The organism is Chitinophaga sp. ARDCPP14 (assembly GCF_051362515.1).
GTDB lineage: Bacteria > Bacteroidota > Bacteroidia > Chitinophagales > Chitinophagaceae > Chitinophaga.
On record NZ_JBKIXB010000002.1, the window covers coordinates 583,819 to 604,277 of the forward strand.

The following is a 20,459-nucleotide window of genomic DNA, read 5'->3' on the forward strand; positions in this document are numbered from 1 at the left end:
ACCAATACATTCATCTGTTTCTTATATTTGCAACCTTGCGAGTAAAGTAGATTTTAATAAAACATGGTCAATCTCATTTTATTTGGCCCTCCCGGTAGCGGCAAGGGTACACAAAGTGCTAACATTATCCAGAAATACGGACTTATTCATCTTTCCACGGGCGATTTGCTTCGCAGCGAGATCGGTGATAAAACACCCCTGGGACTGGAAGCCAAAAAGTTTATGGATCAGGGCCAGCTGGTACCGGATGAAGTGGTGATTGGCATGATCAGCTCTAAGCTGGACGCTAATCCTGATACACGTGGTTTCATTTTCGACGGCTTTCCCCGTACCACTGCGCAGGCAGAGGCTCTGGATAAACTGCTCGCATTGAAAAAAACGTCTATCTCAACCGTTCTCTCACTGGAAGTACCGGAAGATGCGCTCATAAAACGCCTGCTGAACCGTGGATTAACCTCCGGCCGCAGCGATGATGCCTCTGAAGATGTAGTGAAAGCGCGTATCGTGGAATATCATAATAAAACGGCTCCTGTGGCTGATCACTATGCCAAATTCGGCAAATTCAAAAAAGTGAAAGGCGATGGTACAGAAGAAGAAGTATTCGAACTGCTCTCCAAAGAACTGGATGAACTGGTAGGAGAAAAAGTGCAGTAAGCGGAATCCCGCTGTGATTAAGACTTTTAGCATCTTATTATACAACGCAAAGATTGTAAGTAAAGAGCTCCTGGCACATGATGGTGCTAATTAGCTCAAACTTCACGATCTTTGCGTTTTGTTTTTCTGTGGTAATGGACCCCAGAGTATTAAAAATTGAGAACTAGTGGAAAAAGCAAACTTTGTAGATTATATCCGTGTATTTTGTAAATCCGGGAAAGGTGGCGCAGGCAGTATGCACTTTATGCGTACCAAGTTTAATGCGCAGGCCGGCCCTGATGGCGGCGATGGCGGCAGAGGCGGACATGTTATTTTAAGAGGCAATTCACAGCTGTGGACCCTCCTGCACCTCCGCTGGCATAAAAACCTGCTCGCAGAAGACGGTGAAAACGGTAGCGGCGACAACTGTACCGGCCGTTTCGGTAAAGATATTATCATCGAAGTTCCACTAGGTACCCAGGCTAAAGACGAAGAAACCGGCCAGGTGGAAGCCGAAATCCTCCACGACGGCCAGGAAGTGATCTGGATTCCCGGCGGACAAGGCGGTAAAGGTAACGCCTACTTTAAATCTGCCACCAACCAAACACCCGAATACGCTCAACCCGGTATGCCCGGCAGGGAAGGCTGGAAAGTAGTGGAGTTAAAAGTTTTGGCAGATGTTGGACTGGTAGGTTTCCCCAATGCCGGCAAATCCACCCTCCTGTCTACTATCACCGCAGCTAAACCTAAAGTGGCCGACTACGCCTTTACTACGCTAACCCCACAACTCGGAATGGTGGAATACCGCGACAATAAGTCGTTTTGTATCGCCGACCTCCCCGGTATCATCGAAGGCGCCCATGAAGGAAAAGGATTAGGCCACCGTTTTTTACGACATATTGAAAGAAACGCCGTATTATTATTCCTTATTCCAGCTGATAGTGCAGACCACCGCAAAGATTTTGAAGTATTGGTAAATGAACTGGAACAATATAATCCCGAATTACTGGATAAACAGTTTCTGCTGGCCATCAGTAAAAGCGATATGCTGGACGATGAGCTGAAAACCGCTATATCAGCCGAGCTGCCGGAAGATGTTCCACATGTATTTATTTCCTCTGTTACAAACCAGGGCCTCAGTGAATTAAAAGATATCTTGTGGGAAGCCCTTAACAGGAAAGTAGATACTACCGACGCTGTAGACGCAGAATAACTGTTCCTTCCGTAAAAGGGGACTATGCCTGACGTCAATGTTCGTACAGTATCCCGTATACCATGAAGATATTTTTTCTCCCCGCAATCGCATTGCTGTTGCTGCCTGCCTGCCATCGAACCGTAACATCCGTAAAGGAAAAACCGGTGCAGATCGATACCATGCAGCTGATAGCCATGCCTGCACCAACAGCGAAAGTTGCCTCCAACGAAGTATACGTAGTGTGCCGCGACTCTACTACGTATATCCGTTTCGGTGACTGCTATTTCTCCCTCGACTGGATCATACCGGATACACAACTCAACGACTTTGAACTGCATCCGGATACCCTCTACTTCCGGCTGGCACACCTCCGTACCATCGAAGGCCAGATGCTGGCCGTTACCACCGGCGAATCAAACAGGATAAAAGTATCACAGTGCTACGAAACCAGCGCCGTTATTGAGCAGCAACCACTGCTCCTGTGGAAACATTACCGATCTCCCTGGGAAACACTGTTCCCCGAAGCCAACAACTTCTTCATCTGCAGAACATATACCGCTGCCGAAAAACGCCGGTTCCCATCAGCCACCCTCCACGCATTACAGCAACATGTAAAACAACATTATTCCCCCGCCGCTTATTCACGCGTTGCCCAAATGAATAACTTCCCGGAACCACCCCTGCAAATTGAAATCAGCCGGTACTATATACGGCTGGATGGTTGCTACAAACAAACAACCAACAGGATCAATAAACTACTCATCATTGATGTAAACTTTAATGGATAATACGCATGAATTAACCAGCAACGCAAAAGCATCGCCGGTTATTCATTGGCTGTATTTTCACCATAAGGGTACTCTTGTTTCAACTATTGAAAAGGCTGAAACAACATGGCAGTGCACAAACAATTCCTGTAATTTTTGCTTGCCAGGATGGGATAGTTTACACAACTTTTACAGCCCTCCCAAAAAAGAGGGTCCTGCGTAATTTCATGATAGGTAACCGGCTCGAAACCCAACCGGGTATTTAGTTTCATAACAGGTAAGCCCGTAGTAATGCTGAATATTTTTGACGCTGGATAAAGCAGCCGGCTTAACTCAAATATTTTCTGCTTGATGGCCTGTGCCACTTTCAATCCACGGAATGCCGGCGCTACAATTAAACCGCTGTTGGATACAAACCTGTTCTCTTCCCAGGATTGTATATAGGAAAATCCTGCCCATATGCCCTTCGCCGTAAAAGCAATAACGGCCTTCCCTTCCAGGATCTTTTCCTTTATTGTAAGGGGATTTCTTTTCGCAATCCCGGTACCTCTTGCCTTCGCAGAGGCTTCCATTTCTGCCACAATAGGCAGCGCAAAATCAACGTCCATAGCCGTAGCTAACCGGACGACAATTTCCTCATCTGTTTCCATTACCAGTAAGTTGATATTGTATGTAAAGTGGATAAATTGAATCCGGTATCAGTGAATACATCCGGATCCTGCTCACGGCATCTGCCAGGGGAACCCGGCAAAGTACCGGTAAAAAAATACGGGTAATCGCTTCTTTCACAACCGTATTACCCCGTTCGTATAACCGGCCGGCCAGCTGCAAACACTTGCCTGCTGCCGAAAAATTCTGTGCCCTCAGCTGCTTATCGGTATACTTCGTAAAGCAGCCCATGGTTTCGTTAATATGATGTACGGCAGGAAACTGGTGCAGTTCTTCTTTTAGTGCAGGTATTGTGTCCTCTATGCAAGCTGGCACTTCAAACTGATTAATCATGGTAACATCATTTTGCAGGTATATGCCAAATGCTATTCCATATTCTGTGTAGGAATGTTAAAACTTAGCGGGAGCAAGGGTTTGCAAAGGAAACGTTAAAAGCGAGAGATAAAAACGGCGTAAAAAACCTTCCGTTTCTGAAGGGTGTTTTCAAAAATGGAAAACCGGAAGGATGATCCTTTTTATGCTACCTGCGCAGGAACCGCTTTGGATACGGCCGGAGCCACTGCTTTCTTTTTCTTCTTGCGGGTTCTGTTCAGCCACATAAGGGTACCGGTGGTAGGGAAGATAGCGCCCAGCAGTGCGAGGATTAAAGCAAATATTTTAGACGGCGTACCAAAGATGGCGCCGGTGTGCAACGGTTTTATTGTTCCCCGGATCTGCTGCCCGAGGTTCCTTTGCGCAAAAGTTTGCGACGACAACACTTTTCCATTAAACTGATCCAGGTAGTAAGTGGTGGTGGCAGCTTCGTGCAGCGCGTCTGCCGGAAGCAGGCTTACCATAAAGGCCGCGGAGCTGTCTTTCGGCGCAGTAAACGAATAAAACAGCGCATCGGGAACGGCATGTTTGGCTACTGCCAATGCCGTTTCATAAGATATACTTTTACCATTCGCCTCCACTGCCGGAGCCGATAGCGGTGCTGCCGAAGGCTTGGGAGAGGTTCCCAGTGAAGCATACAACGCCTTGTTAAACCATTCAAACGACCAGGTTAAGCCCGTGAAAACAGATACAAAAAGGAAGATGGAAGTGTAAAAACCCAGTACAATGTGTAAATCATTGTTCACCCTTTTCCAGTTACCGTCCCATTTGATTTTAATCCGCTGCCGGAAAATATTGCGCGTTTTGGGCCACCAGAGAATGATGCCCGTAACCAGGATAAACAAAAATATAAGAGTGCTGATACCGGTAATCAGTTTACCTACAGCGCCCGCCAGCAGCCAGCGGTGCAGGGAAAATACCTGGTAGTAAAATGTTTGCTGATAGCTGTATAGTTCTATGACTTTACCGGTGTAGGGATTTACAAACGCAATACGTCCTTTTTCTTTCTTCGGGCCCGCGCCTTCTTTTTCACCAGCCTTAGCGGCCCCTTCTTTCTTTCCTGTCTTACCTCTCCGCTCCCCGCCTTCTTTTGGTCCACCTTTTTTACCTTCCTCCAGCTGCACCTGCAGCGCCCGTGTGGGGTCCGCAAACACCTGTATCCTTGCAATACCTGCACCCGGAACGGCCTGTTTTACCAGCGTAGCCACCTTGTCCAGCGGTAAACGCGCTCCTCCCGGCTCCACGAAATAACGGTCACGGTTAAACGCTTCCGTCAGCTCCTTCTCAAACACCAGTAAGGCACCTGTTAAACAGCTGATAGTGATCACCAGGCCGGCAGTAAGGCCCAGGTATAAGTGAATGCGCCGGAAAAATACTTTCATGTCAGAGTCGATCGTACCTGCAAAGAAAATCCACGCGCGGGGTATTATGGTATCGGAACCGGAATATTATTTACGCAATACAGAATTTCTTCAGTATTTCTATAAAATAAAATTGCCATATGTATGGTACACATATGGCAATTCCCTGTATTGAAAATATCTTACATCAACCCTCCCAGCATTCCGCCGGCAGCGTTTTTCATTTCTGCTTCCCAGGAATTCTCTGCCTCTTTCAGTGCACGGTTCAAAGCAGCCAGCAACAGGTCTTCCATTTCTTCCTTATGCTCCGGTGCGAAAAGACGCTCCGCAATATCAATACTTTTCACCTGGCGGTTACCATCCACGGTTACTTTTACTGCGCCATCGCCGGCCTCGCCGGATAAAGTTACGGTAGCCAGACGCTCTTTGCCTTCCTGCATTTTCTGCTTAATCTGCGTCAGCTTTCCAAATAAATCACCAAACATGTTTCTTGTGTTTTTAAGAAGAGCAAATATAGCAGATTTTTAACGGTGGCAATCCCCTCTGCTAAATCCGCACTATTCCGTATCTTACCAGCACGTAATCGTATCACTAATAATGGAAACAAAAGTTTGTATCATAGGCGCAGGGCCCGGTGGAGCCACCGCAGCATTGCAACTCGCCCAGCTTGGCATTGAATGTATCGTAGTAGATAAAGCCGTTTTTCCACGGGATAAAGTATGTGGAGACGGACTAAGCGGAAAAGTGCTCACCCTCCTGGAACGTATCGACAAAGGCATCGGACAACGCCTCCAGGAAGCAATTTTTAAAGCAGACAGCTGGGGCGTTACCTTCGTAGCTCCCAACCGCATCGGGATGGATATTCCCTACCGCCTCGGATACCAGGAAGATAAGAGCAACCCAAGGGGCTTCGTTTGCAAACGTATCGACTTCGATAACTTCCTCGTTGATGAAATAAAACGCCGCCCCGAAATCCAATTATTCGAAGGCAAAAGCATCGATAAATATGAGCTCAAACCAGACGGTTACCACCTCTCCAGCAAAGACGGCTCCTTCAAAGTAAAAGCCGACGTGGTAATAGTAGCCAACGGCGCCCACTCCGGCTTCACCCGCGATGTGGCCGGTATTAAAATGGAACCCAAACATTATGTAGCCGGTATCCGCGCCTATTATAAAGGCATCACCGGGCTGCATAAAGACAACTTCATTGAACTGCACTTCCTGAAAAATATGCTCCCGGGCTACATCTGGATATTCCCCCTCCCCAATGGCGAAGCCAACGTAGGCGTGGGAATGCTCAGCAACTCCGCCCGCAACAAGAAAGTAAACCTGAAACAGCTGATGCTGGATACCATCGCTACCGACCCGGTAATGAAGGAACGCTTCAAAAACGCGGAACTCACCGGCAGCATCGACGGATATGGCCTGCCCCTCGGCAGCAAAAAAAGAAAACTGCATGGCGAACGCTACATGCTGGTTGGCGACGCCGGATTCCTGATCGACCCCTTCACCGGGGAAGGCATCGGCAACGCCCTGTACTCCGGCAGGATCGCCGCCCAGCAAGCCGCTGCAGCCATCGCCGCCAACGACTATTCCGATACCTTCTTCAACGCATACGACGAGGCAGTATACCGCATCCTCGGACCGGAATTCCAGGTGAGCACCAAATTGCAGAAACTCATCAAATACCCGTGGCTATTTAATATGCTGATGAAAATGGGCTCCCGCAATAAACAGCTGAAAGACCTGATGTCATGCATGTTCCATGAGGTGGACCTTCGAAAGAAACTGGGCCAGCCCATGTTCTACGTAAAATTGTTATTTAACAGATAAAAGCACCACTCCGTCGTGAAATTTTTAGGCCAATTATCCGTCATCCTCCTTTTCTCATTCAACATGAGCGCACAGGTACCTTCCAATCCGGAACATACGCCAGCAGCCACCCTGCTAACAAAGGACATCGCCAATAAACTGGTGGAACTGCCCCTGAAATGCCTGGACCTGGAATTTCCCTATAAAACAGGGATCGTATTCACCGACAGCTCACTGCTCACAACGCCTAAAAATTATCATCCCGCTTTCTATGGCTGCTTCGACTGGCATAGCAGCGTGCACGGACACTGGATGCTGGTGCGCCTGCTCAAGTCTTACCCCGACCTGGCCAAAGCCTCCGTCATCAGAAGTAAACTGGCAGCGCATCTATCTTCAGAAAATATAAAAATTGAACAACAACTGTTCAGCAGCGCAGAAAATAAAAGCTTTGAACGCATCTATGGCTGGAGCTGGCTCCTGCAACTGCAAAACGAACTGCTCACCTGGAACGACCCATTGGGAAAAACCATGAGCCAGAACCTGCAGCCACTGGCCACTCAGTTCTCCATCGCCTATATCCAGTTCCTCGATAAAATCATGTACCCGATCCGCGTAGGAGAACATACCAACCTCGCCTTCGGATTATGCCTCGCCTGGGACTATGCCGTTACGGCAAAAGACGAACCCCTGCAAAAAGCCATACACAACGCCGCCATGCGCTTCTACGCCGCCGATAAAAACGCCCCCATACAATGGGAACCCGGTGGCTACGACTTCCTCTCCCCCTCCCTCGAAGAGGCCGACCTGATGCGCAGGGTAATGCCGCAGGCAGACTACCGCAAATGGCTATACGCATTTTTACCCGGTCTTTTTGAGAACAAGATAAGTATCCTGCAGGTGGCACAGGTAAAAGATAGAACAGACGGGAAACTCGTTCACCTCGATGGATTAAACCTGAGCCGCACCTGGTGCCTGGAGGCCATCGCGGAACACGGCGGCAAAAACCAGCAGGCCATTCAGCAACTGGCCCACGCACACATGGAAGCAGGACTGAAACAGGTTTTCAGCGGCAGCTATGCAGGCGAACACTGGCTCGCATCTTTTGCAGTTTATATGTTAACTATCGGAAAACAACCGTAAATTCATCAACAAAAATTTTTATTCCCCTATACCCGGCCGCCCATAAAGGGGTATCAATCAACATCACTATACTATGCACGTCATAAATTCCCGTGCCTGGAAGTTAGTATTATCCCTGCTGCTGATACTAACCCCCGCCATTGCACCCGCCCAAAAAGTAAATACCAGCCCCGCTCCGGCATGGCTCGTCCCCTTTACGCCCGATCTCTCCAAAAAACCCAACGCCAAAAATATCAGCGATGGCTATTACCTTCTGCTGCTGGAAGAGCAAAGACATACAGAACTGAAAAGCAATTACCAACACTTCATCCGGCAAATTATCTCAGAAGCCGGCATACAGAATGGCTCGGAAATTTCAGTGGAATACGATCCCCAATATGAAAAACTTACATTCCATAAAATAGTGATCCGCCGCGATGGAAAAGAAATCAACCGCCTGCCTGGCGCAGCATTCAAACTGCTTCAGAAAGAAAAAGACCTCTCGCGGTTCATCTACAGTGGTACCTACACCGCATACCTGATCCTCGAAGATGTACGGAAAGGTGACCAGATCGAATACGCCTATTCCATTAACGGCGATAACCCCATCTTCAACGGGAAACTGGATAGCCGCATCTATTTCGTTGCCTACGAACCCATTGTCAATTACTATAAAAATCTGATCGTTAGCCCTCAAAGGCAAATCCACTTTAAACGGTATAACAATGCAGTCGCACCCCTCCAAAAATCATGGAACGGCCTCACCGTATACGAATGGAATAAAGTAGACATCAGGGAAACGGATAACACCAACTTTGTTCCTTCCTGGTATAATCCTTTTACCTATGTACAGGTAAGCGAATACACCTCCTGGAAAGAGGTAGCGCAATGGGGCATGAAGGTCAATCAAAAGCCTGCACCCGGTCCGTTGCTGACCGGCAAAATCGCCGCTTTTAAAAAATCGGCCAATGGCGACCCCGCTGCCTATCTCCTGCAGGCATTACGATTTGTTCAGGACGATATCAGGTATATGGGCATCGAAATGGGAGAATACTCCCATCGTCCCAATAATCCGGACAGGGTACTGGCACAACGCTTCGGGGATTGTAAAGACAAAGCCCTGCTGCTTTGTACCATGCTGCGCGCCAATAATATTGTAGCCGACATGGCCTATGTTAATACGGATCTGAGAGGAACCGTCAGCGAATCACTCCCTTCCCCCAACGCCTTCAACCATGTTATTGTACATGCGGTACTAAACAATAAAACATACTGGCTGGATGGCACCATGTCCTACCAACGCGGAGGCCTCGTTGATTTATGCGAACCAGACTACGGGAAGGCACTCGTGGTAACCGATACCACCACGCAACTCACGCCGATCGTACCCGCTACCCGTGGCAAAATTGCCGTCCGCGAAGTTTTTACACTGCCGGACGATGAAAATAAAGATGGTAAACTGGAAGTAGTAACTACCTACCAACGTGATGATGCAGACGCACAACGTGCTGAACTGGCTGGCACCAGCATGAAGGACAAAGAAAAATCCTATCTCTCTTTTTATAAGAAGTTATATGGAGAAGTGGAGATCAGGGACTCCATCACCACCCGCGACAGCTTAGCCGGTAATACGATATATGTGAATGAAAGCTACCTGGTACACAACATCTGGGAAAGAGACAGCAGCACCAACAAGCTGAAATTCACGGCCAACGCGCAATCCTTTTATGACGTGCTTTCCTATATCTCCGACGATAAACGTAAAGTACCGGTGAGCATCCGCTATCCATACGACTTCGATTATCAAATCATCCTGCACACACCGGTGAAGTGGTCGCTGGATCAAACACCACTGCACCTGCAGAATGATTACTACTCCTTTGATTATACGGCCAGCATCAAAGGGCAACAGGTCCTGTTATCCTATCATTTCAAAACCTTCAGCGATCATATCCCCGTAAAGTTTATACCGCAATATGTAGAGGACCTGAAGAAGATGAATGAAATAACTTCTATGGATCTTACCTGGAACCCAGGCACTGCTGCCACGCGTCATCCGGAAGGGAAAGGAAACTGGCTGGCTATCGTACTGGCAGTTTTATCTGCCGCTGCATTTGCCGCCCTCGCATTTGTTTTTTATAAGCATTCTGTTACACCCGCCGGGGAAGCACCGGAATCGCAGCCGATCGGCGGCGGACTGGTACTGCTGGCCATCGGGTTATTGTTTGCGCCAATGGGAGAAATCACCGGGATCTGCAAAATGGATGTATTTGATTACTCCTACTGGATCAGCATTTCCGACCGGCAGGACCTGGGAAATATCACCCTGGTACAGCTTTTCCTCATCATGGAAATGATGATCAATGTATTTATGCTGGCATACAGTATCCTGCTGGCCGTGTTGTTTTTTCACCGTCGTGATACCTTTCCTTTTGCACTGGCAACTTTCTATTTCATTGCTACTATTTCTATTTATGCAGATAATTCCCTGAATCACTATTTCTTCAAAACAGAAAAACCGCAGGATATTTTCAGCGTTAATTCCATCCTCTGGCCATTAGTGCGCATGGCAGTATGGGTGCCTTACCTGCTCATTTCACAAAGGGCTAAAAACACTTTTACTGTACCATACCGGCCACCACAGGGCTAAATATTATTTACATACTTCCTCACCGTGAGGAGGTTTACAACATACACCAGTCCTAATACCAGCGCGATACCTGCAAATACAGGTATTCCCGGCCAGGTGCTCACCTGCATCTCATGCTGCGCCAGTTCACCTGCCGCCCAGTATTGCAGCCCCGTTACCAGCAGCAACGACAAAATTCCGATTACAATATACAGGGGTACAAACTGCCGCAGCAGGTACCGCTGCAATTGTTTGGGAGCAGTACCCAGTATCACCAGCAATTGAATTTCCCGCTTGCAGGACGCAATCACCAGTTGTATAAACATGCTGAAAACCAGCAAGGCAAAAAACAATAAGATCAGTCCAAAAAATCCAACCACAGATACGATCGTTTGTACAATCAGCCTTGTTTTGCTGAACTTCAGTTTATCCTGGTTCGTAGTATAACCATTGTCCTGTAAAAACTTCACCAGCTCCGGGTTAGATGGATCCGGCGTTTTAATGATCACACGGGAAGTACCCGCGGTGGTGGTCATTCCATACTTTTCATTGGCCCAGGACATAAAAGACGCCGGTACAAGAAAGGAAGAGATCCGGTCGGAGAAGCCAACAATATGCCCCATGTACTGATCGGATACCTGGTTGTTGGAAATATTTACCTGCAACGGCAATGCTTTTACGGTTTCCTGTGAAATCTGCGGCAGGTCCTGGCTCAGGGAAAAACCAAAGTTGTAAAGGTTCAGGAAGTCATTAGGCAAAATAATAGGAATAGTACGGTCGCCCTCACTCCATTTCCAGTCCTGCCCTTTCACATCCAGGAAGCTATCCGGTACTGCTTCAAAAAACATATCAGTAGCAAAGTGCAGGTCGCCCGGCGCCTGAACCACTACCTTATACTGGCTGGAGGTTACTAACCCAAACGACTGCACGAATGGCTGCTTTCTTATATTGGCAATTTCTTCGGGGGTAAAAATACTTTTAGACGATTGCCCCATCATGGCGTTGGTGATGGTTTTATTGATCACGAGGAAGTCGGCGGTTTCATTCTGGTTTTTGCTGCTGTACAGCAGCTGGCTGAAGTTGGAATGCGCCTGGATGGCGATGAGGATCAGCAGCATCGCAATGCCCAAACCAACTGCCGCCATCAGGAACCGGGTTTTTCCCACACCGGTTTGAATAATTTTCTTCAGTAATTCAAAAAATGGACGCATGAAATAACATTAAAGATGATAATGCACATCATAAGGGAAGTGCTGGTCATTATCCAGGTCTGTTAAAATGAACCCGGCATTGCGGGCTTTACATTCATCGGCAATCAGTGCGGCGGCGCGCTGTGTATTGTCTTCATCCAGGTGGCTGAAGGGTTCATCCATCAGGAGCCATTGAAAAGGCTGTACCAGCGCCCTGATAATGGCAATACGCTGTCTTTCGCCATACGAAAGGGTTTTGCCGCTTTGCTCCAGCACGTGCGACACATTGAGCCGGGCGGCCATTTCATCAATCTTTTCCGCAGGATAATAAGGCTTTGGCTCCATTACCCGCTTCAACGAAATGTTTTCCCTGGCACTGAGCTGCTCAAAAAGGCGAAGGTCCTGGAATACAATACTGATATCCTTTTGCCGCATCACGGCTATTTCGTTCTTATTATATGCCTGCCATGGCCGATCATTCACCTGCACTTTTCCCGTATAGTCGTACCGGATATGATAGAGGTAATGGATCAGGGTAGTTTTGCCGGTGCCGGAAGGCGCCTTGATTTTCACAAAACTGCCTGGCTGGAAAGTGACGTCCTGGTTCCAGATGTCCGACGACCGTTGCCGGAGCTTATCCTGCAATGGTATGGGCATGAGCTGATTGAGCTGAATCTGCATAGTGGCATTTACTGTTAACAGTAGCGAATATAAATGATATATTTTACGCAAAAGAAAAGGGCGCAACGGATATCCGGCGCCCTTTTCCTGGTCAGGTTATAAATTACTGTGCAACGGTAGTATCAACCGGTGCAGCAAATATGCTGTCTTCATACGCTTTGTCCTTGGCTTTCCTGGCCTGCATCACTTTTGCAGCTTCAGTGCCCAGGTTGATCAGCTGTACCAGGCTATTCTGATCCTTATTTTTAAAGGTCAGCACCGCTTCTCCATGCTGTACATCACCGCCATCAGCTTTGCTTACAAAGGTTACGTCTTTCAACAGTTCCTTTGCTTTCTTGGCTACTGGTTTCTCGTCTTCTTCCATTTTATCTTCAGGAATTACGCTGGCTATTTTTTCAATGTCTACATAACCACCCAGCATGCTGCCTTTTACTTTTCCTTCGATACCATCAGGTAATTTGATGTGGCCTTTGCCACCCAGGTATTCCTGCAGCAACACGCTGTCGGAGCCCAGTGTCACAAATTTCTCGTTGATGGACATCGCCGGCATGGTAGCCGCTGCCATTGGATTTACCACTACATAATGATCTCCTTCCTTGGTAAATACTTCTTTCAGCATCGGGGAAGTCATAATTTTATTGAAGGCATCCTTGTTACCAACTTTCAGGCTGAAGATCCATTTAGCGTCTGGTTTCTCAGTGAACTCGCCGGGGAAATAAGGAGATTCCTTTTTGGTGATAGCGAAGTCAGAAGCCACGTAGGTCAACTGGCCTTCAAATGCGTTCAGCACATCGTCCATAGACAGGCCGGATTTACCCATCATCAGGTTCACCATACCATCCATACCCGTTGCTTTCACGATATCTCCGATCATGCGGAAATCAAAGGCATAAGAAATGAAACCGGTGATATTCTGGGAAGGATACTTCTTCAGCATATCCATATCGATCTCTTTCTTACCATATTTTTTATAGATCGCCGCCATTTCTTTACCCATGTAAGAGTGACCGTTGAAAACGATTTTACCGTTTTCAAAGTTAACCGTACCGGTATAGAAAGAACCTTCCATCAGTTTCTTTACGTTGGCAGGTATCATGGTAAACTGACCGCTGTTGTAAATGGCTTCCGGGTTTACAAAGATACCGGCGTCGGCATCTTCTTTCAGTAACTTAGCGAAAGGCTCAATGGAACCGGCTGTTTCATCTTTTTTCAGGTGAAAGAGATGATCCACTTCTGCTACCCAGGTTTTTATCTGCGCATCGTCTTCTGTTGTCACCAGGGCAGCAGGAACGGCTACTGCGGTGTCTATTATTGCTGTTGCAGAGTCTATTATGGGATCTCCATAATCGGGAGATGAAGAACCGCCCGGGTTATACTTTTCCAGGTTGCTTGGATCTACTGCACTGATATAGATAACGGCAGATTTGTTCCATCCGATTACGGCATGTTGCTTTTCTTCCCAGATATATTTAAAGTCATTTTGTGTTTTCAGGGAGAAATTTGCGATGTTCTTTTTGAGATAGGCCTCAAATTTGTCGGCATCTTTCAGGCTGGCGGTAAGGCTGATGTAAGATTTATGTTCTGCCGGCTGGCCCTGGAACACAAAAGAGGCAAAGAAGTGGCTTTGCATGTCGATACCGGAGTTTTCGGCATCTTTCCAGGCCTTCATCACTTCATTGGAGGTGTCTTTACTTTGGGTGGCTTCAAACAGTTTATCCATGGTAATACCATTCGTCACCAGCTTGGTGGTCAGTTGTTTGGCATTCAGGTCCACTACCACACCAGCTGTTTTCGGGATGTACCGGCTCTCGTCAGGGGTTTTAGAGCAGGAAGACAGCATAACCGCTGTCGTCGCAGCGGCTAACAAAACTTTGGAAATTGATTTTTTCATAAAAGCGTTAAAAATTAAGAAAATTATTCGGAGCAACACTATATCGAACATGACATTCCCACTATCGTGGTATTTCATTCGTGCAAAAGTACGTATATTTTTGTAGCGCATATGTCTCATTTTTCCCTGGCACATACAATATTTCCATACTGATTAAGTTTATACCTTTGCTACTAACTATGAAACTATTACTAAATACCATAGAAAAACCATTATGTTCCTGATTATGCTACAATACATACGGCCCGTTGCGGCTGTAGAACACTACATGGAGGCGCATACCGCCTTCCTGCAAAAACACTTCGACAGTGGCCGGTTCATCTTATCAGGCAGGCGAAAGCCGAAGTCGGGGTCTGTTATCTTGTGTAATGCGGCTACCCGCAGGGAGGTAGAAGAGATTATGAGCGAAGATCCGCTGGAAAGGTTCCAGCTGGCCCTTTACGAGATCATAGAGTTTGAACCAACCAAGTATGCCAACACACTGGGAAAATAATATTTCCCCCTGTAATGCCGTGCCAATCGTTTTTGCTTCTTTACTTCCGGGATAATTACTTCATAAAGTAGATGACCTTCGTGAGCCATTTGCTACTGTCCTTTTCTTTGCCCGGACCAATCACATACATTTCTATAGTGGGTGGTACAATGGTCCTCCCTTTATCGGTAATAAAGTTTCTGATCGCCACATGCGCATTGGCTACCTTGCCGTGAGGCCCCACGTAATCGGCATATGCAGCCTGTGCTGCCGGCAGGGTAATAATTTCATAGCCCGGAGCCGGTTTACTTCCTTCCGGTACGGGGATCGCAGCGGCCATATCAGTTTGCCCCTGCTTCCGGTCCCAGCTGAAAAAAATGCCGCAGGGCACGCCTGGCTGCAACCGGGCAGCGGAAGCTGCATTAAAAATGGTCCGGAGGTTGGAATGGTAATAGTCGCTGATTTTGCTGATAGGGATGGTTTTTCGTACAGCCGCATACGTTGTTGCCGGGAAATTCATCTCTCTTACCGTCACATCAATGCCATTGGGTGCATTCGGGCCTTTTACCTCTGCTTCCGCCATACTCTTCAGGTTATTGAGCCCCTGCTCAAAGTCCTTCTCCAGTGCGCCTTTCATAAAAAGGGTCATTACATTCTGAGGCCGGTCGTAATGGGTATCAAATCCCCACACAACCTTTGTTTTCCCTGCCGCTTCCGATAACCGGAAAAACACATCTGACTCGGATGCAAACGGCGTGATAAAGGTAAGCTTCTGGGTAACCGACTTATAAGGGTCCATGGACAGGTGTTGCAGCTTTCCCTCCCCGATCTTGCTGCCTTTCCACGAGTCTACAGCGCCAATGGAGCCATCTTCACCAGTGATAGTATACCTGGCGCCGGGGTCCATCTGTTTCCAGGTGCTCCACTCATTAAACTTCTCGAATTTCACAATATCATTCCATACAATTGTCGCGGGGGCATTGATTTCCACTGAACGCTCCACATGCATGGTAGTGGGCGCAAAAAAGATCAGCGCAATTGCAATGAACAGGATGATTCCTATGATCCAGGCGAGCGTTTTAAGTACTTTCATGTCTGTCGGGGGTTGATGATAATAAAAATACATCTTTTTATTGTTCAACCGACAGATGATACTGACAATCAGGGCAGAAGAATGTTTGACTACTCCAGTTCTTTGTCACCGTTTTTTTTATCTTGCTGGTACTGTTCATCCGCTTCCTGCGCTTTTTCAAAGTCCAGGATCACCGAATTAATACAGTAACGGAGCCCGGTTGGCGGTGGTCCGTCGTCGAATACATGCCCCAGGTGGGATTTACAGCGGCCACATAATACCTCCGTCCTATGCATCCCATGACTGTTGTCCGGAGAATAAATAACACTGGTTTTGGTAAGTGGCTGAAAAAAACTTGGCCAGCCACAGCTGCTGTCAAACTTGGTATCTGAAACAAATAAAGGGTTACCACAAGCAGCACAGTAATAGGTTCCGTTCTCCCTGCTATTCCAGTATTTTCCTGTAAAGGCCCACTCTGTTCCTTTCTCCCTGGCAATATGATACACGTCTGTTGGCAGTACTTTTTTCCATTCTTCGTCTGTCAGATTTACTTTAGTGGCATCCGTATGGGAGTAAATCTCTCCCTTCTTTTTTCCATCTTCCATTGATTTCTTTTTTTCCCCATTTTTGGGGTAAGTATAGTTGGTATACCCTGATAGAGATAGTCAAAAATATCAGTTTCCATAGGTACATATGTAAAGTTTTGATTCGTTAACTTCTCATTAACACTATCATTGTGATTACTGGGTCGTTGGCCGGTTCCTTTTTTATCTCTACATAAATTACGTATGAACAAGCATAATGGATTGTTATTTCCTGCAAATCAAGGGGCTATTTAACAAAACAGTTAATTTTTTGTTTAAAACTGTCTGATAATCACCGATGAGCAACTGCATATAAATTGTTAACTTTACAGCAAAAGGCTAGTAAGTGGCGGATATCATCAATTTATTACCAGACAATATAGCGAACCAGATAGCTGCAGGGGAAGTGATACAAAGACCGGCATCAGCGGTAAAAGAATTACTGGAAAATGCAGTGGATGCAGGTGCTACCGATATTCAACTGATCATTAAAGATGCAGGCAAGGAGTTAGTGCAGGTAATTGATAACGGCGGCGGTATGAGCGAAACAGATGCCCGGATGTGCTTTGAACGACATGCCACCTCTAAAATACAATCCATAGAAGATCTCTTCCAGATCACCACCATGGGATTCAGAGGAGAAGCGCTGGCCTCCATTGCCGCAGTTTCCCAGGTAGAACTTAAAACCCGCAAAAGAGGCGCGGAAGTAGGCACCTACGTGGAAATTGACAACAGCTTCGTTAATAAACAGGAACCTTGTCAAACTGCTGAAGGTACCAGCATTGCCATGAAAAACCTGTTCTTCAATGTGCCCGCACGCAGAAACTTCCTGAAAAGTAATGCCGCGGAAATGAGACACATCGTAGACGAGTTCATCCGTGTGGCCATGTCATTCCCGCAACTGCAGTTCTCCCTGACAAGCAATAACCAACAGCTGTTCCACCTGGACAAAGGATCGCTCAAACAGCGCATCGTGGCCATCCTGGGACAACATTATAATGCACGCCTCGTAAGCGTTAAGGAAACTACCGACTACATGAATGTGTACGGATTTGTAGGAAAACCTGAAACCGCTAAAAAAACCAGGGGCGACCAGTTCTTTTTTGTCAATAACCGCTTTATCAAGAGCTCCTACCTGAACCACGCCGTGATGAACGCATTTGCAGACATCATCCCGGCCGACAGCTTCCCGCTCTATGTATTGTTTATTGACGTAAACCCCGAACATATCGACATCAACGTACATCCTACCAAACAGGAGATCAAGTTCGATGATGAAAAACTGATGTATGCCTTCGTGCAATCGGCGGTAAAACACTCCCTGGCCCAGTTCAGCATCACTGCCACACTGGATTTCGACCTGGACCCGAGCATTCAGGCCCTGGACGCGGTAAGTAAACCCTTCACCGCCCAGCAGCAGCATGAATCCATCCAGAGCCCCCTGTATAAATCATTTACACAGGCCAACCAGGCGCACATGATCGATAAAAGCAGCAACAGCAGCAACCTGAAGCACTGGAAAGATCTGTACGAAACAAACAGTAATAACGAAACTACTTATACCATCGCCCCGGAACCGGAAACACGGCCGGCTGTAACCTACGAAAGTCAGCCGCATGCCACCGCCTCCGTGATCGATGAACGCTGGCAGGATACCGCCACCGATCAAAAAGTACCGGTACAGGTGCACCAGCAATATATCCTGTCGCAGATAAAGTCAGGCTTTATATTAATAGATCAGCAGGCCGCCCATGAAAGAATCCTCTATGAACGCTACCAGCGTGCCTTACAGGAAGCTCCCATGGCCACCCAGCAAAGCCTTTTCCCGCAAACCCTGCAACTGCCCCCGGCAGATGCAGCCCTGGTCAGCGAAATGCTGGGCGACCTCCAAACACTGGGCTACGACCTGGAACCATTTGGAAACAATACCTTCATCGTTCGCGGTACCCCCGCCGATATCCAGAATGGTAACGATCACGCCACCATCCAGAGCCTGCTGGAACAATTCAAAAACTTCAGCCACGAACTGAAAGTAAATAACCGCGAGCAACTGATCCGCTCAATGGCACGTAATAACGCCATACCAGCCGGCAAAATACTGGCTGCCCGCGAAATGCAGAATATCATCGATGAACTCTTCGCCTGCAGCATGCCCAATGTTGCTCCCGGCGGCAAGTTCACGTTTATATCATTTAAACTCACAGACCTCGCGCGTATGTTTGAACGCGGGAACTGATGTCAGGATACTAAAAATCCGGGGAGACAGAGCAGGCATTGCCCAGCTTTACTCTCCGGATCTTTAAACAACGGCTCTGCCCGCATAAACCCGCTCTCCTGATAGCTTCCAAACCCTTTACAGCAGAGGATCTCCAGATCAAGTCCACCTCACCTCCAGCATTTCTCCGTGTTTAGTCCATGTGTAATGCAGCTCCTATCCATATGCAACGTAGGTTTGCGCCTACCGCAAGGTTAGTGCTATACCATCATTCTGCCATAAAGCATTCTTCTATCTGCCCGTACAACTTCAGGAACATCTTATACTTTTTACGATAAGCCTCAAACCGGGTGGCATCCGGCGTAAATACCGTTTGCGCCTGTTGTGAGGGCCGCTCCGGCCATCCCAGCACGTTAGCAGCCAACAGGATAGCACCAAGCGCAGAGGCGTCGCTTTCCTGCTGCAGGTGCATTTCCTGGCCAAAGATATCCGCCAGCAGCTGTATCCACCCCGGCGCATTGGTAAAACCACCGCTCACAGAGATCCTTTTCACCGGCCCGGCAGTTTCTTCCAGGGCCTCTTTAATGCTCAGCAACGCAAAACAAATCCCTTCCAGCACGGCGCGGGTGAAGTGCGCCGGCGTATGCTGGGGCTGAATACCGATGAAGGCCGCGGTAGCATGACTGTTCCACACCGGCGCCCTTTCCCCCAGCAGGTAAGGTAAACAAAGGAGTTTTCCGGGGTCAGTTACCAATGCCTCTGCCACCAGGTCGTTCAGCGCATCCAGTGGCTGCCGCAGGAAATCCCTCACCAGCCATTGCAGCACCACACCTCCATTGTTGGAGGCGCCACCGGTAATATAAATATCATCTGTCAGGAGATAGGTGAATAGCCGGCCACGGGCATCAGTGAGTGGTTGGGCGCCTGCCATCCTTACCGCTCCGCTGGTGCCAATGGTAAGCGTGGCATGTCCTGCATCCAGCGCACCACTGCCCAGCTGGGCCAGGCAGCCATCGCTGCCACCAATCACAAAAGGCGTACTGGCCGGGATACCCAGCATGGCTGCCATATCCGGCAACAGCCCGCTCACCACATGATTAGCCGGCACCGGCTGTGGCAGCTGCGCAGCCGTAATACCCGCCACGCCCAAAGCCGTTTCATTCCATTGAAGCGTGTGAATATCAAACAGGCCGGTCGCCGACGCAATGGAATGATCTGTTAACCAGCGTCCGAAAAAATGATGAAAGATGTATTCCTTAATACCGGGAAACATGGCCGTGGCAGCAAATAAGGCAGGCTGCTGCTCCCGCAGCCACATGATTTTGCACAGGGGCGACATGGCGTGTACCGGCGTGCCGGTTTGCCGGTAAATCAGCCTTCCTTCCGGCGTATCGCGTAATCCCAGCGCGTTGGGCTCGCTCCGGTTATCAGCCCAGATGATTAACGGTGTAAGCGCCACCCCCTCCCGGCTCACCGCCATTATGCTGTGCATGGCGCTGCTGAAGGAAATGGCCGCCGGCGCGCCTCCTGCCTGGGCTACCACTTCCCGGATGCTGGCTATTACCGCTTCCAGGATCACCCCCGGTTTTTGCTCGCTGTATCCCGGCTGCGGGTGACTGGTACCATATGCCTGCTGAAACACCGCCAGAATTTTTCCGTCCATTCCTTGCACAATCGATTTTGTACTGCTGGTGCCTATATCTACACCAATAATATATGCTGTATGATCACTCATAAAAAAAACCGTTCTTTTTCCGCATTTAATTTATAGATTTAAAACCGGTGTTCTTCTAAAAA

The 20,459-nt window shown here is 48.0% G+C and carries 18 protein-coding genes; 8 read left to right on the top strand and 10 right to left on the bottom strand.

What is annotated here, in order from left to right:
• Positions 1-63 precede the first annotated feature (63 nt).
• The 3 genes from ACLHR0_RS07050 (at position 64) to ACLHR0_RS07060 (ending at position 2,616) form a co-directional block, all read left to right on the top strand.
• Entirely contained in the window at positions 64-654 is a 591-nt protein-coding gene (locus ACLHR0_RS07050; protein WP_370908791.1) for an adenylate kinase, read from the top strand.
• Between the two features lie 166 nt (positions 655-820).
• Complete coding sequence (obgE, locus tag ACLHR0_RS07055) at positions 821-1,846, top strand: GTPase ObgE (protein WP_370908792.1); 1,026 nt, start codon at positions 821-823, stop codon at positions 1,844-1,846.
• 62 nt (positions 1,847-1,908) lie between these two features.
• Entirely contained in the window at positions 1,909-2,616 is a 708-nt protein-coding gene (locus tag ACLHR0_RS07060; protein WP_436485554.1) for a hypothetical protein, read from the top strand.
• Positions 2,617-2,699: 83 nt separating this feature from the next.
• On the opposite strand, the gene ACLHR0_RS07065 is transcribed toward ACLHR0_RS07060, so the two are convergent.
• From ACLHR0_RS07065 to ACLHR0_RS07080, 4 genes are all read right to left on the bottom strand, one after another.
• A complete protein-coding gene (locus ACLHR0_RS07065) occupies positions 2,700-3,245 on the bottom strand; it encodes an N-acetyltransferase (RefSeq protein ID WP_370908794.1) in 546 nt (181 codons plus the stop codon).
• Entirely contained in the window at positions 3,232-3,597 is a 366-nt protein-coding gene (locus tag ACLHR0_RS07070) for a DUF7674 family protein (protein ID WP_370908795.1), read from the bottom strand. The genes ACLHR0_RS07065 and ACLHR0_RS07070 overlap by 14 nt, the downstream gene beginning before the upstream one ends.
• A 182-nt stretch (positions 3,598-3,779) precedes the next feature.
• Complete coding sequence (locus ACLHR0_RS07075) at positions 3,780-5,018, bottom strand: PepSY-associated TM helix domain-containing protein (protein WP_436485555.1); 1,239 nt, start codon at positions 5,016-5,018, stop codon at positions 3,780-3,782.
• Between the two features lie 161 nt (positions 5,019-5,179).
• The gene (locus ACLHR0_RS07080; protein WP_436485557.1) at positions 5,180-5,482 is read right to left on the bottom strand and encodes a YbaB/EbfC family nucleoid-associated protein; all 303 of its coding nucleotides are present in this window, start codon (positions 5,480-5,482) and stop codon (positions 5,180-5,182) included.
• Positions 5,483-5,594: 112 nt separating this feature from the next.
• Between ACLHR0_RS07080 and ACLHR0_RS07085 the strand changes: the two genes are divergently transcribed.
• The 3 genes from ACLHR0_RS07085 (at position 5,595) to ACLHR0_RS07095 (ending at position 10,578) form a co-directional block, all read left to right on the top strand.
• A complete protein-coding gene (locus ACLHR0_RS07085) occupies positions 5,595-6,830 on the top strand; it encodes an NAD(P)/FAD-dependent oxidoreductase (protein ID WP_436485559.1) in 1,236 nt (411 codons plus the stop codon).
• 63 nt (positions 6,831-6,893) lie between these two features.
• On the top strand, positions 6,894-7,949 hold the full coding sequence (locus tag ACLHR0_RS07090; RefSeq protein WP_436485561.1) for a DUF2891 domain-containing protein: 1,056 nt from the start codon (positions 6,894-6,896) through the stop codon (positions 7,947-7,949).
• Positions 7,950-8,022: 73 nt separating this feature from the next.
• On the top strand, positions 8,023-10,578 hold the full coding sequence (locus tag ACLHR0_RS07095; protein ID WP_436485563.1) for a DUF3857 domain-containing protein: 2,556 nt from the start codon (positions 8,023-8,025) through the stop codon (positions 10,576-10,578).
• Here the strand turns inward: ACLHR0_RS07095 and ACLHR0_RS07100 are convergent.
• From ACLHR0_RS07100 to ACLHR0_RS07110, 3 genes are all read right to left on the bottom strand, one after another.
• Entirely contained in the window at positions 10,575-11,768 is a 1,194-nt protein-coding gene (locus tag ACLHR0_RS07100; protein WP_436485564.1) for an FtsX-like permease family protein, read from the bottom strand. The genes ACLHR0_RS07095 and ACLHR0_RS07100 overlap by 4 nt on opposite strands.
• A gap of 9 nt (positions 11,769-11,777) precedes the next feature.
• Positions 11,778-12,428: an ATP-binding cassette domain-containing protein gene (locus ACLHR0_RS07105; protein WP_436485566.1), complete on the bottom strand. Its 651-nt coding sequence runs from the start codon at positions 12,426-12,428 to the stop codon at positions 11,778-11,780.
• A gap of 103 nt (positions 12,429-12,531) precedes the next feature.
• Positions 12,532-14,319, bottom strand: coding sequence for a DUF4836 family protein (locus tag ACLHR0_RS07110; RefSeq protein ID WP_436485568.1), 1,788 nt, complete (start codon positions 14,317-14,319; stop codon positions 12,532-12,534).
• 226 nt (positions 14,320-14,545) lie between these two features.
• Between ACLHR0_RS07110 and ACLHR0_RS07115 the strand changes: the two genes are divergently transcribed.
• Positions 14,546-14,812 (top strand): YciI family protein, encoded by a 267-nt coding sequence (locus tag ACLHR0_RS07115; protein WP_370908804.1) that lies wholly within the window; start codon positions 14,546-14,548, stop codon positions 14,810-14,812.
• A 55-nt stretch (positions 14,813-14,867) separates the two neighbouring features.
• Here the strand turns inward: ACLHR0_RS07115 and ACLHR0_RS07120 are convergent, their stop codons facing one another.
• The gene (locus tag ACLHR0_RS07120) at positions 14,868-15,884 is read right to left on the bottom strand and encodes an SRPBCC family protein (RefSeq protein ID WP_370908805.1); all 1,017 of its coding nucleotides are present in this window, start codon (positions 15,882-15,884) and stop codon (positions 14,868-14,870) included.
• An 89-nt stretch (positions 15,885-15,973) separates the two neighbouring features.
• Positions 15,974-16,468 (bottom strand): peptide-methionine (R)-S-oxide reductase MsrB, encoded by a 495-nt coding sequence (gene msrB / locus ACLHR0_RS07125; RefSeq protein ID WP_429042999.1) that lies wholly within the window; start codon positions 16,466-16,468, stop codon positions 15,974-15,976.
• 325 nt (positions 16,469-16,793) lie between these two features.
• On the opposite strand from msrB, the gene mutL reads away from it, so the two are divergent.
• Positions 16,794-18,683, top strand: a complete 1,890-nt coding sequence (gene mutL, locus ACLHR0_RS07130; protein WP_436485571.1) for a DNA mismatch repair endonuclease MutL — start codon at positions 16,794-16,796, stop codon at positions 18,681-18,683.
• Between the two features lie 247 nt (positions 18,684-18,930).
• On the opposite strand, the gene ACLHR0_RS07135 is transcribed toward mutL, so the two are convergent.
• On the bottom strand, positions 18,931-20,397 hold the full coding sequence (locus ACLHR0_RS07135) for a gluconokinase (protein WP_436485573.1): 1,467 nt from the start codon (positions 20,395-20,397) through the stop codon (positions 18,931-18,933).
• Positions 20,398-20,459 lie beyond the last annotated feature (62 nt).